The 12,079-nt window shown below is 64.4% G+C and carries 11 protein-coding genes; 1 reads left to right on the plus strand and 10 read right to left on the minus strand.

Annotated features, from left to right (window positions below):
* Nucleotides 1-234 precede the first annotated feature (234 nt).
* The 7 genes from V5F68_RS23995 to cyoA are packed head-to-tail and all read right to left on the minus strand — an operon-like array spanning nucleotide 235 to nucleotide 7,101.
* Nucleotides 235-768, minus strand: coding sequence for a response regulator transcription factor (locus tag V5F68_RS23995; RefSeq protein ID WP_394012857.1), 534 nt, complete (start codon nucleotides 766-768; stop codon nucleotides 235-237).
* Nucleotides 758-2,047 carry an ATP-binding protein gene (locus V5F68_RS24000; RefSeq protein WP_394012856.1) on the minus strand — a complete coding sequence of 430 codons (1,290 nt, stop codon included), beginning with the start codon at nucleotides 2,045-2,047 and terminating at the stop codon, nucleotides 758-760. Before V5F68_RS24000 ends, V5F68_RS23995 begins: the two co-directional genes overlap by 11 nt.
* 33 nt (nucleotides 2,048-2,080) lie before the next feature.
* Complete coding sequence (locus V5F68_RS24005; protein ID WP_394012855.1) at nucleotides 2,081-2,818, minus strand: SURF1 family protein; 738 nt, start codon at nucleotides 2,816-2,818, stop codon at nucleotides 2,081-2,083.
* A gap of 32 nt (nucleotides 2,819-2,850) precedes the next feature.
* Entirely contained in the window at nucleotides 2,851-3,249 is a 399-nt protein-coding gene (cyoD, locus tag V5F68_RS24010; RefSeq protein ID WP_394012854.1) for a cytochrome o ubiquinol oxidase subunit IV, read from the minus strand.
* On the minus strand, nucleotides 3,246-3,875 hold the full coding sequence (cyoC, locus tag V5F68_RS24015; protein WP_394012853.1) for a cytochrome o ubiquinol oxidase subunit III: 630 nt from the start codon (nucleotides 3,873-3,875) through the stop codon (nucleotides 3,246-3,248). The genes cyoD and cyoC overlap by 4 nt, the downstream gene beginning before the upstream one ends.
* The gene (gene cyoB / locus V5F68_RS24020; RefSeq protein ID WP_394012852.1) at nucleotides 3,872-5,911 is read right to left on the minus strand and encodes a cytochrome o ubiquinol oxidase subunit I; all 2,040 of its coding nucleotides are present in this window, start codon (nucleotides 5,909-5,911) and stop codon (nucleotides 3,872-3,874) included. The genes cyoC and cyoB overlap by 4 nt, the downstream gene beginning before the upstream one ends.
* Before the next feature lie 11 nt (nucleotides 5,912-5,922).
* Nucleotides 5,923-7,101 (minus strand): ubiquinol oxidase subunit II, encoded by a 1,179-nt coding sequence (gene cyoA / locus V5F68_RS24025; RefSeq protein WP_394012851.1) that lies wholly within the window; start codon nucleotides 7,099-7,101, stop codon nucleotides 5,923-5,925.
* A 207-nt stretch (nucleotides 7,102-7,308) separates the two neighbouring features.
* On the opposite strand from cyoA, the gene V5F68_RS24030 reads away from it, so the two are divergent.
* A complete protein-coding gene (locus V5F68_RS24030) occupies nucleotides 7,309-8,604 on the plus strand; it encodes an MFS transporter (RefSeq protein ID WP_394012850.1) in 1,296 nt (431 codons plus the stop codon).
* A gap of 33 nt (nucleotides 8,605-8,637) precedes the next feature.
* Here V5F68_RS24030 and V5F68_RS24035 read toward each other — a convergent pair whose 3' ends face one another.
* From V5F68_RS24035 to V5F68_RS24045, 3 genes are all read right to left on the minus strand, one after another.
* Nucleotides 8,638-9,618 (minus strand): serine hydrolase, encoded by a 981-nt coding sequence (locus V5F68_RS24035; RefSeq protein ID WP_394012849.1) that lies wholly within the window; start codon nucleotides 9,616-9,618, stop codon nucleotides 8,638-8,640.
* A 69-nt stretch (nucleotides 9,619-9,687) separates the two neighbouring features.
* Nucleotides 9,688-10,755, minus strand: coding sequence for a phenylacetaldoxime dehydratase family protein (locus V5F68_RS24040; protein ID WP_394012848.1), 1,068 nt, complete (start codon nucleotides 10,753-10,755; stop codon nucleotides 9,688-9,690).
* Nucleotides 10,756-10,816: 61 nt separating this feature from the next.
* Nucleotides 10,817-12,025, minus strand: a complete 1,209-nt coding sequence (locus V5F68_RS24045) for an ABC transporter substrate-binding protein (protein WP_394012847.1) — start codon at nucleotides 12,023-12,025, stop codon at nucleotides 10,817-10,819.
* Between the last annotated feature and the right edge of the window lie 54 nt (nucleotides 12,026-12,079).

The following is a 12,079-nucleotide window of genomic DNA, read 5'->3' on the forward strand; positions in this document are numbered from 1 at the left end:
CGTGGGTGCAAAGCATCGCCAGTGTTGCAAATGCTCGCTTTTCCCCAGGATCGGCGCCCGCAGAAGGTAGAGAGCTGCCGTCTCTGTAAAGCCGCAACGATCAATCTCGGGGCGGCCCAGGCATGCAAGCCGTGAGGGTCTCTTGGGCTTTCGGAACGGCGGGCCCTACGTAAATCGGTGTGCGGGAGGTGCTGGGGTCAGGTCGGCGGCTCTCGCACCGCCCATTCTACACCCTTAGGGCACGCGCTTTTTTTCGAGCTTCCGCGCCAGCGTGCGCCGGTGCATGCCCAGCCGCCGGGCCGCTTCCGATATGTTGAAATCGGTCTCGACCAGCGTTTCGTGGATGCGCTCCCATTCCAGATTCTTCAGCGAGGTCGGCCGCCCGCTGACTGCGATGGTGGCATCCCCGTCCACCTTGTCGAAGGCGGCCTCGATGTCGTCCGTGTTTGCGGGCTTTGCCAGATAGTGGCACGCGCCGAGCTTGATGGCCTCGACCGCCGTCGCGATGCTGGCGAAACCCGTGAGCACGACGATTTTCATCCCGCAATCGTGGTGGTGAAGTGCTTTGACGCATTCAAGGCCGGAGCCGCCGGCAAGCTTGAGGTCCACCACCGCATAACCGAGCGACCGGGTCGCGAGAAGCGCCTGGACGCCTTCGAGACGGTCGCTCACATGGACCTCGTAATCCCGCCGCTCGAACGATCTGCGCAACGCCTTCGCGAAGGCGGCATCGTCCTCAACGATCAGCAAGACGCGCTTATCGTCCATCATTCACTCCAAGCGAGAGCGCGGCCAGCGGCAATGTCACGGTCACGGCCGCGCCCCCTTCGGGATCGTTCTGCGCGGTCACCCTTCCCCCGAGCTTGCGGACCACGTTCACCACCAGAAACAGGCCGAGACCTCCGCCGGGCCGCTTCTTGCTGGACCGGTAGGGCTTGCCGAATTCGGCCAGCATGTCCGGTTCAAATCCTGGTCCGGCATCGTGGACCTCGATGAGGAAATCGTTGGCGCGCTGAAGCACCGTCACGCCCACCCAGCTCGGCGAGGCTTCCAGCGCATTGTCGAAGATGTTGAAGATGACCTGCTTCAGGGCGGGATCGGAAATGATCGCCGCGTCCGAGACGATGGCGTTGCGATAATCCAGCAGGGGCGGGGAGCGGCTGGATCGCCATTCGTCCACCAGTTCGTCGAAGAAGGCGCTTGCGGTGGTGCGCACCGTGCCTTCGCCGCGCGCCTCGCCTGAGGACATGAGGATGTCGGAAACGATGGTCTTGCATCGGTCCAGCTGGCTCTGCATCTCATCGAGCTCGTCGGCGAGCTCCGGGTCAGCCTTGAAAGCCTCCACCCGCCGCCAATCGTTCAGGATGACCGACAGCGTGGCGAGGGGCGTCCCGAGCTCATGGGCGGCGCCGGAGGCAAGTAGGCTCAGCCGCACGATGTGGTCCTCCTCCGCCGATTTCTGCCGCAGATCCGCCAGATGGGAGTCCCTCGCGCGCAGGTTTAAATTGATGCGAGTGATGAACAGCACCAGCAGGCACGCGGCCAGCAAGAAGCAGACGAACATGCCCTGAATGTGGAGATCCAGCAGCCGCGGGTGCGGCTCGTGGGTCGCCAGCGAGAGCTTGCGATAGGTTGTCGTCAGCCAGAGATAGCCGCCGCAGGCCATGGCCACGAGAAACCACGCGGACCATGCCTCCAGCAGCACCGCGCCCAGGGTGATCTGCAACAGATAGAGGGAGATGAAGGGGTTGGCGGCGCCCCCGCTGAGATAGAGCTGCGCCGTGAGGGCCGCGACATCGAGCATCAGTTCGAGGAACAGCTCGGTATTCGTCACCGCCTCCGATTTGAGATGGCGCAGCACGCTGACAAGGTTCAGCCCGATCAGGAACAGCATGACCGCGGTCAGCTCCGCCAGGGGCAGATGGATGTCGAACCAGAACTTGACGATAAGGATCGTCACCACTTGCCCGACCACCGCGAGCCAGCGCAGCTGGATGAGCAGCAGCAGGTTCTGCTTGTTGGCCGTGTCGCGGATGGAGGCCGTCATGTTCCTGACCAGGTGTCCTTCGTCCCGGGATCTTCAGATGAAGACAAGCCCGGCCGTGACCATGATCGCCAATCCGAACCAGGTCAGCGCATAGATCAGGTGATTGTTCGGAAAGTCGATGATCGTCAAGCCGCCCAGAGGCCCCGCGCCAGAGCTGGCCTCGGCATCGATGAAATAAGGCGCCGTGTCAGAGAGGCCGCGCTTGGCGGCGATTGCCGCAACGTCGCGCGAGTACCAGCGATCGGTGTCGGGGTCGTTGGCGCGCAGGAAGCCACCCTTGGGCTCGCTCATGCGCACGAGGCCGACGACCACCGAGGGATCCGCGGTGCGTCGCGCGGCCCGCGCCTCTTCCGCCGGCACGAAGCCCCGGTTCACCAGAAGCGTGAATCCCTGGTCGGTCTTCAAGGGGGTGATTACCCAGAAGCCGGCGCCGCGTTCCGTCACGGCTTTCACCAGGGTTTCGCGATCGTTGAGGAAGGTCCCGCCCGCGCGAACGCGCCGATATTCGTCGGCGGTTGCCGACATCGTCTTCCAGGCCTGGGGGCCGGGCGCCGCGACCGGCTGCGCGTGGACCCGCGCGTCGATGCGCTCGATCAGATCGAGCTTCCAGGCGCGCCGCTCCAATTGCCAGATCCCGAGTCCGACCAGGAGCGCGCAGAGCGCCACCGCCAGGAGCCGAAGCACGAGGCGCACGGTATGCGAGCGTTCGGGATGGGGAACGGCTGTCGTTCCGTAACCCTGATCCCGTTCGCCAACCTCCTGTCCGCGCACGGCCGATCGCTCCTTCGCGCCGGCCTGCGTGGTCACGGCATCTGACGCATGTCGTGGACCGGCATCATGTTCGCATTGAGATGGTACATGACCCACAACGAACCGCTGAGGGCGATGACCACGATGATGATCGTGAACATCAGCGCCATCATGCTCCAGCCGCCTTCCACCCGCGTGTTCATGTGCAGGAAGAAGATCATGTGCACGACGATCTGAATCGCCGCGAATGCCGTGATGGCGATCGCGGTCAACTGGTTGTTGCCGAGCGCGCCGCTCATCACCAGCCAGAAGGGAATGGCGGTGAGGATGACGGACAGGCCGAAGCCGATGCCGTAGCTCTGCAGCGAGCCGTGCGCGTGATCCTCGTGGTGATCCGCGCCATGGCCATGGTCGGCGGCGGCGCCCTGTTCGTGGTGCGCGTGCGCGGTCATCGCAGCATTCCCATCAAATAGACAAAGGTGAAGACGCCGATCCAGACCACGTCCAGGAAATGCCAGAACATGCTGAGGCACATGAGCCGGCGGCGGTTGGCGGGGATGAGCCCGCGCCGGCCCACTTGCACCATGAGCGTCACCAGCCAGATCAGGCCGAACGTCACGTGCAGCCCGTGGGTACCCACCAGGGTGAAGAAGGCGGAGAGGAAGGCGCTGCGCTGGGGCGTCGCGCCTTCGTGGATCATATGAGCGAACTCGAACAGCTCGATGGACAGGAACGCCAAGCCGAACAGGGCGGTGACCACCAGCCAGATCTGGACCTGTCCGATCCGCCCCCGCGCCATCGCCAGCATGGCGAAGCCATAGGTGATGGAGGAGAACAGCAGCATCGTCGTGTTGAGCGCCACGAGATTGAGGTCGAAGAGATCCTTCGGGCCCGGCCCCGCGGCGTAGTTTCCGCCCAGCACGCCAAACGTGGCGAACAGCATCGCGAAGATGAGACAATCGCTCATCAGATAGATCCAGAACCCGAGGGCGGTGCTGCCCCCGTCCGGATGGGCGTGCTCGTCGACTTCGTAGAAAATCGGCGCGGCGGCGCTGTCTGAGGTGGTTGCGAGCGTCATGGCGTTACCTGCGCGACCAGAAGGCGGGTGCGCTCTTCCTCGGTCCGGATCACGTCTTCAGCGGGGATGGAGAAGTCGCGATTGTAGTTGAAGGTATGGGCGATGGCGATACCAAGCAGCGCCACGAAGCTCACCGCCGCCAGCCACCAGATGTACCAGATCAGGGCAAAGCCCAGCGCCACGGCGCATGCGGCGAGGAGGATACCGGCCGGCGTGTTGCGCGGCATGTGGATGGGCTTGAACCCTTCCAGCGGGCGCTTGTAGCCGCGCTGCTTCATGTCCCACCAGGCATCGCCGTCGTGGATCACCGGCGTGAAGGCGAAATTATAATCCGGCGGGGGCGAGGAGGTCGCCCATTCCAGGGTGCGCCCGTTCCACGGGTCGCCCGTGGTGTCGCGCAACTGCTCGCGCTTCAGGATGCTGACGCCGATCTGCACCAGGAAGGAGAGGATGCCGAGCAGGATCAGGAACGCCCCGAAGGCGGCGATGATGAACCAGATCTGCAGGGAGGGATCGTCGAACACCCGCAGGCGGCGCGTCACGCCCATCAGGCCCAGCACGTAGAGCGGCATGAAGGCGAAGTAGAAACCCACCACCCAGAACCAGAACGACATCTTGCCCCAGAACGGATCCAGCTTGAAGCCGAATGCCTTCGGCCACCAATAGGCGATGCCGGCGAACATGCCGAACACCACGCCGCCGATGATGACGTTATGGAAATGCGCGATCAGGAACAGCGAGTTGTGCAGCACGAAGTCGGCCGGCGGCACCGCGAGAAGCACGCCGGTCATGCCGCCGATGACGAAGGTGAGCATGAAGGCCACCGTGTACATCATGGGCAGCTCGAACTTGATGCGCCCCCGGTACATGGTGAAGAGCCAGTTGAAGATCTTCGCGCCGGTCGGGATCGAGATGATCATGGTCGTGATTCCGAAGAAGGAATTCACGCTCGCGCCCGAGCCCATGGTGAAGAAGTGATGCAGCCACACGAGGTAGGACAGGATGGTGATGACCACCGTCGCATAGACCATCGACGTGTAGCCGAACAGCCGCTTGCCGGAGAAGGTGGAGGCCACTTCCGAGAACACGCCGAAGGCCGGCAGGATCAGGATGTACACCTCCGGGTGACCCCAGATCCAGATCAGGTTCACGTACAACATCGGGCTGCCGCCGAAGTCGTTGGTGAAGAAGTTCATGCCGAAATACCGGTCGAGCGCCAGCAGCGCGAGCACGGCGGTGAGGATCGGGAAGGAAGCGACGATCAGGGCATTGGTGCACAGCGAGGTCCAGGTGAAGATCGGCATCTTCATCAGGGTCATGCCGGGCGCGCGCATCTTCACGATGGTGCATATCAGGTTGATGCCGGACAAGGTTGTGCCGACACCCGCCACCTGTAGCGCCCAGATGTAATAATCCACGCCGACGTCCGGACTGTAGGAAATGCCGGAGAGCGGGGGATAGGCGAGCCAGCCGGTCTTCGCGAATTCGCCGACGAACAGCGACATCATCACCAGGATCGCGCCGCCCACGGTCATCCAGAAGCTGAAATTGTTCAGGAACGGAAACGAGACGTCGCGCGCGCCGATCTGCAGCGGCACCACATAGTTCATCAGCCCCGTCACCAGCGGCATGGCGACGAAGAAGATCATGATGACGCCGTGGGCGGTGAACACCTGGTCGTAATGGTGCGCGGGCAGATAGCCGTCGGATCCGCCGAACGCCAGGGCCTGCTGGAGGCGCATCATGATCGCGTCGGCGAAGCCGCGCAGAAGCATGATGATGCCCAGCACCATGTACATGATGCCGATCTTCTTATGGTCCACGCTGGTGAACCATTCCTTCCAGAGATAGCCCCAGAGGCGGAAATAGGTGAGGGCGCCGAACACCGCGATGCCGCCCAGGGCGACGGCGGCGAAGGTCGCCACCAGGATCGGCTCATGGAACGGAAAGCTCTCCAGCGTCAGCCGCCCGAAGATCGGACTGACCGGCGTCGAGAATGCGGACACGGCGGATTGAGACACGGCGGATGCAGACATGGCGTCTCGCGTCAGGAGTTTGAGGGCCGGCGGGCGGCGGGCGCGAGAAGGTCCGCCGGGACGCTGATGGGCGTGAAGGAGGGTGCGGGAAGGCCCGCCCCGAGGATGCGCGCGGGGCCGGCGCCTTGGCGTGGCGCGAGCGCGTCTGCGCTGGTGGCCGGCGTGGCGAGGTCTTCCGGCGAGCAGATGCCGACCACCATCGCTGCAGCGCCGCCGAACACGGTGCCGCGGCGGGCGAACTTGTCGTAGGTGAGCGGCAGCACGTTGTTGATGCCGGCCATGCCCAGCCCGCCCTTGGCGTCGATGGCCATCATCTCGCTCATGCACATCTTGCCGGGTTCCACGCACAGATTGAGGATTGCGTTGAACAGCGCCGGGTCGACATGGGCGTAGCGGGTCACCGGCACGTTCTGGCTCGGCTTTTCAAGTTCCAGATAGGCCGCACGGGTCAGATCACCGCCGCCGGCCTTGGCACTGGCCAGCCAGCTGTCGAAATCGGCGGGGGACTGGCCGAGGAAGCGGAAATGCATGCCGGAGAAGCCGGCGCCGCTGTAATTGGCGGAGAAGCCGCGATAGGTGCCCGCCCCGTTGATCACCGCGTGCAGGCGCGTCTGCATGCCCGGCATGGCGTAGATCTGCCCCGCGAGCGCGGGAATATAGAAGGAGTTCATCACCGAAGATGCGGTGATGCGGAAGGAGATCGGACGATCCACGGGCGCCGCGAGCTCGTTCACCGAGGCGATGCCATATTGCGGATAGATGAACAGCCACTTCCAATCGAGCGCCACCACTTCGACTTCGAGCGGCTGTACGTTCGCGGGGACCGGCTGGTCTTCCGCGATCCGATCGATGGGACGGTACGGATCGAGAAGGTGGGTGCCCATCCATGTGAGCGCACCGAGGCAGATGATGATGAGCAGCGGGGCCGCCCAGATCACCAGTTCCAGATGGGTGGAATGGTGCCATTCCGGCTCGTATCGCGCCTCGGTATTGGACTGGCGGTAGCGCCAGGCGAACAGCACGGTGAGCGCCATGACCGGAATGATGATGACCAGCATCAGGGCGGTCGAGATGATGACCAGATCGCGCTGCTGCCAGGCCACATCGCCCGCCGGATGCAGCACGGTAAAGTTACACCCGCTCAGGAAGGCCATGAGCGGCAGCAAGGCGAGGACGCGGAAGCGACTCAATACAGCACCTGTCACGCACGTGGTGGGCTCGCCGCATCGCTAGCTGCACTGCAACACGAGCGACATTGGACAATTTGCCCAATGCCGCAACGCACACTAGCGGGGGAATAAGGAGCCTGCGGCAGACTGCTTCCCACCGGGACTGGACTGGCGTATGAAAAGCAACTTCATACTGGTGCGAAGATCATGGCGGATGCGTCATCGACGATGGAACGGGACGCGAGGCAGATCAATGCCGGCCATGGCGACGTGGACCCCGGCGAGATTGCCATCGGTGTCATTATTGGTCGAACCTCTGAGTTTTTCGATTTCTTCGTTTACGCAACGGCGGCCGTGCTGGTCTTTCCGAAGCTGGTGTTTCCCTATGTGGATGCCCTGACGGGAACCCTCTATTCCTTCGCCATTTTCGCCCTCGCATTCGTCGCCCGACCCTTCGGCACTGCACTCTTCATGGCCATCGACCGGGCGCACGGGCGCGGTGCGAAGCTCACCATCGCGCTGGTTCTGCTGGGCACTTCGACGGTCGCGATCGCCTTCCTGCCGGGCTACGAGCAGATCGGCTGGGCCTCCGCTCTCGTGCTCGCGCTGTTCCGGATCGGCCAGGGCCTATCCTGGGGCGGCACCTGGGATGGCCTCGCGCCGCTGCTGGCGCTGAACGCGCCGCCCGAGCGGCGTGGCTGGTATGCAATGATCCCCCAGTTGGGCGCGCCCCTGGGCCTGATCGTCGCCAACGGGCTGTTCGCCTTCTTCGTCGCCAATCTGTCCCCGGAGGACTTCTTCACCTGGGGCTGGCGCTATCCTTTCTTCGTCGCCTTCGCGATCAATGTGGTGGCGCTGTTCGCCCGTCTGCGCATGGCGGTGACGCCGGAATATACCGAGCTGTTCAAGCGCGGTGAGCTTCGCCCGGCGACGGTGATGGAGACGGTGCGCGCGGAAAAGCACGGCATCATGATCGGCGCGTTCGCGCCCCTCGCCACGTTTGCGCTGTTCCACATGGTCACGGTGTTTCCGCTCTCGTGGGTGTATCTGTTCACGAGCGAGGGGCCGGCGCGCTTCCTGGTGATCGAAATCGTCGGCGCGGTGTTCGGCATCGGTGCGATTGTCGCATCTGGCTTCGTGGCGGATCGGGTCGGGCGCCGCAACCTGCTCGGCGCGACCGCCGCCGCCATCGCGGTTTTCAGTGGTTTCGCCCCGCAATTGCTGAATGGCGGCGTGGTTGGCGAAACCGCGTTCATGGTGCTCGGCTTCGTGCTGCTGGGCTTGTCGTTCGGCCAGGCATCGGGCGCAGTGGCGTCCAATTTCGCGCGCAACTATCGCTATACGGCCTCTGCCTTGACCAATGATTTCGCTTGGCTGTTCGGCGCCGGCTTCGCCCCGCTGGTGGCGTTGTCGCTGTCGAGCAATTTCGGCCTGATCTCGGCTGGCGCTTATCTGCTGTCAGGCGCCATCTGCACGCTGCTGGCGTTGCAGTGGAACAAGAAGCTGGAGCTCGGCGGCGGCTGAACCGCCTCCGCCGGCCTTTTCGGCGGGACGCGCTCAGGCCCTGAGGGCGTCCACCGCACCTTTCAGGGTCGCGGCCACGGCGTCGCGGAAGGCGGGAAAAACCGTTGCGACGCTGTCGTCCGGTCCGGTCCAGTTGACCGTGAAGCAGAAGGTCACGCGCGCGGCGCCCACCACCATCTGCCCCGGCAGGCAGAAGCAGTGGAAATTGGCCCAGTCGATGCTCCCGCCCTTGGCATAGGCGGCGATGCCCGGCGGCACCACCTGGGCGATGGCATCGGCCATGGAGAGGATGCGCGCGAATTCGGTGAGGCTTTCGGGCTTGGAGAAGAATGTGCCGGTGAGCGCCGTCTGATACCATTTCACCAGTTCGGTCGCGGTGCTGACCATGGTCTCATGCTCGTTGACGGCCGGGCGCGGGGGGCCGGGCATCCAGCCGGTCTCCAGCTTCTTCACGCCCTCCCAGCCGATGTCGGTGCCCTGCGGCGCGCCGGCGATGTAGGAGAACAGGCGGCGGGTCGAATCCGGGATGCGCGTCTTCGGCAGGCCGGCTTCGGCGATCAGGGCGCGCACCTTGTCGGGTCCCACCTTCGCAAGCGTGATGTCGGTGGCGGTATTGTCGCTATGGGCGATCATGGCCTCGAGCACGCTGCGGGCCTGCGTGGTTCCGCTCAGATTCAGAAGCACCGGGCTGCTGGCGGAGCGCACCGCGTCATCCACCGCCCATTGATCGGTCTCGGACAACAGGCCAGCTTCCGCCGCCCGCAGGGCCTGCGCCAGGATGAAGGTCTTCACCGCGCTGCCGACGAACAGCGCGGCGTCCGGATCGCGCCCGTCCTGCCAGCTCTGGCCCGGTCCCTCGCAGACGATCAGGGCGCTCTTCGTGGCGGGGATCTTGTCGAGCAGCTTCAACCCGGCCACCACGCCTTCGGGGACCGTGCCGGCAAAGGCGGGATGGGCCAGCGTCATGGGCGCGACCGCCGCGCCGGACAGAAACAATCGGCGATTCAAGCTCATGACGCACCCTCCGTTTGGGTTGCACGGTACATGAACCATGCGACCGCCCCAATACGGGTGGCGCGCCCGTCAGGCGCTGGCGGGGCTTAAGTCCACGGCGTCGAAATAGGGCAGGAGGCCGGTCGTGGGGTGGCAGTTCACATATTCCATGTGCGTGCCCCCGAGCAGGGCGAACACTTCGTGCCACGTGACCACCTCCCGCTTCTCCTTGTAGAGGCGGTTCATCGCGATGGCGTGGCGATAGATGTCGAGATGGGTCTCGTGGGATTTCGCCCAGCGCTCCAGATGTTCCAGCGAAATGAAATAGCCATGCACCGAGGTTTCCTTGCGTGGCGCCCCTTCCGAATCGAGATTGGTCATCACTCGCAAGGAGAGGGTGCCGGTCTCAACGGGATTGTCCACAAGATGGCCCATGCCGCGCATCAGCTTGGGCTGAAGATTGTCGTGGTAATCTGCGGTCTGCGCGTTGCCAGCGCCTTCCCAATACTGGCCGGAGCGGATCGAGATCATATTGTGGGGCGAGGTCACCCGCAGCCGACGGCCGAGGCTCGCCGGCGTACGGCGCGCCGGCATGCTCCCCCCATAAGGGCTTTCCAGCGTGTCGATGGCGGAAACCGGCATGCGGTCCCGCGCCGCGCCGAAATAGCCGTTCATGGTGATGGGCTGGATGGTCGCGCCCGGTGTGCGGGCAAGGCCGATGGGATAGTTCGGCGCCGAATAGATGGTCTCGTGCCGGTCATAGGGCACGCAGATGGTTTCCCGCCACAACCCGTGCGGTCCGGCGAGCCGAGCGGGATCGCGGAACCAGGCCATGAAGGGCGCGCTCATGCTCCAGCGGGCGTGGGCGGTCGCATCCAGCCAATAGGCGACGAGAATTGCGTTGACCGCGCCGGTCTCGTCGGTGGTGCGCATGATTTCGTGCGCGCACGGGCCGTCCACGGCGAAGGAGGCGGTGAGGCGGGCGAAGAAGCCCGCCTGCTCTGGCCAGGACAGCTCTTGGCCCTGGAGTGCGAAATAATCGCTCACGAGCAAGCCGACAGGCTTGGTCCATCGCAGGGAATAGCGCGGCGCCGCCGGCTCGTGGCCGGGCGGGCGGCGTTCCGGGACAATGCGCGGGTAAGTGATGTGGAAAACCATGGAACGCTCGCGGGAAGGGGGCAGGGCCGCGGCGTCTGGTGCGCGTCGCGGCCCGAGGATATCAGTTGAGGGTCTTGCCGTTCCAGCGCGCGGCGGCCTTGGCGGTCTCAAACGGATAGACCGTCGCGAGATCGGCGCCGCGCCATTCCACGAAGATGGGATAGGCGGTGCTGGAGAGGCCGGTGGCATCGAAGGCGGTGCAGCCGCCGGGAATGCCCTTGGCGAAGCCCTCGCCGCACAGTTTCAAAGCGGCGATGGCATCGCGGATCTTGTCGGGATCACGCGACTTGGCGGTGTCGATGGCTTTCGCCATGTGTTCGAGCGCGGCGCCATACATGATGACCTCGTGGGTCATGAAGGTCCCGTACTTCTCTTTGTACTTGGCGGCGAGCGCCGGGGCGAGGTCGTAATTGGCCGGCGCGATGGAGAAGACCCCGTCGGCATATTCGCCGAGGCCCTTGGCGAAATCGGGAATGATGTATCCTGCGGCGCCGCCGACGATCGGCATCTCGATCTTCTGCTGGCGCATGGCGCGGATGATCTGGAGCGCGTCGTTGAAATAGGAGACGGGGAAAACGATGTCCGCCCCCGAAGCACGCAGCTTGTTGATGAGCGGCGCCACATCCGTGATGCCGAGGGGATAGGCCTCGTCCACCACCAGGGGAATGCCGGCCTTGTTCGCCGCTTCGCGCAGGCCCTTCGCCTGGGCGGTGCCATAGGCGGTGTCCTCATAGAAGATCGCGACCTTGGTGACCGGAGCGCCCGCCTTCTTGGCCAGCGCCGCCGCATAATCGAACTGTGCCTGTCCGTAGGTGGTCGCCTTGGCCGAGACCTGGAAGATGTATTTGTAGCCGCGCGACGTGATCTGGTCGGCGAAAGAATGGGTGATCATGGGGATGCCGGCGCGCTCCGTCACCTCCGAGGCGGCAAGCGTCACCGACGAGACGAACGCTCCGAGCATGCCCACCACCTTGTCCTGGCTGAGCAGGCGCTGGGTGGCCGCGGCGGCCGTCGCCGGGCTCGGCACGTCGGCATAGACCAGTTCGATCTTCGCGCCGCCCAGCCCCTTGAGGCCGCCGGATGCATTGATGGCGTCCGCCGCCATCTCGATGCCGTTGCGGCTGTTGACCCCGAACTGGGCGTTGGGGCCGCTGAGCGGCAGGACGACCCCGATCTTCACGCTCTCCTGTGCGGCGGCGGGGGTGAGGCAGGCCAGGGAGACGCCGACGGCGATCGCTGCCGCCCGGCTCCCGCTCCAGATGTCGCGCATGTGCTTGTTCCCGTCTTTTTTGAAGGCGGGCATAGAATGGAAACGAAGTGAGAC

The sequence above is a fragment of the Roseixanthobacter pseudopolyaromaticivorans genome, from assembly GCF_043195145.2.
In the GTDB taxonomy this organism is placed as follows: Bacteria; Pseudomonadota; Alphaproteobacteria; order Rhizobiales; family Xanthobacteraceae; genus NCEH01.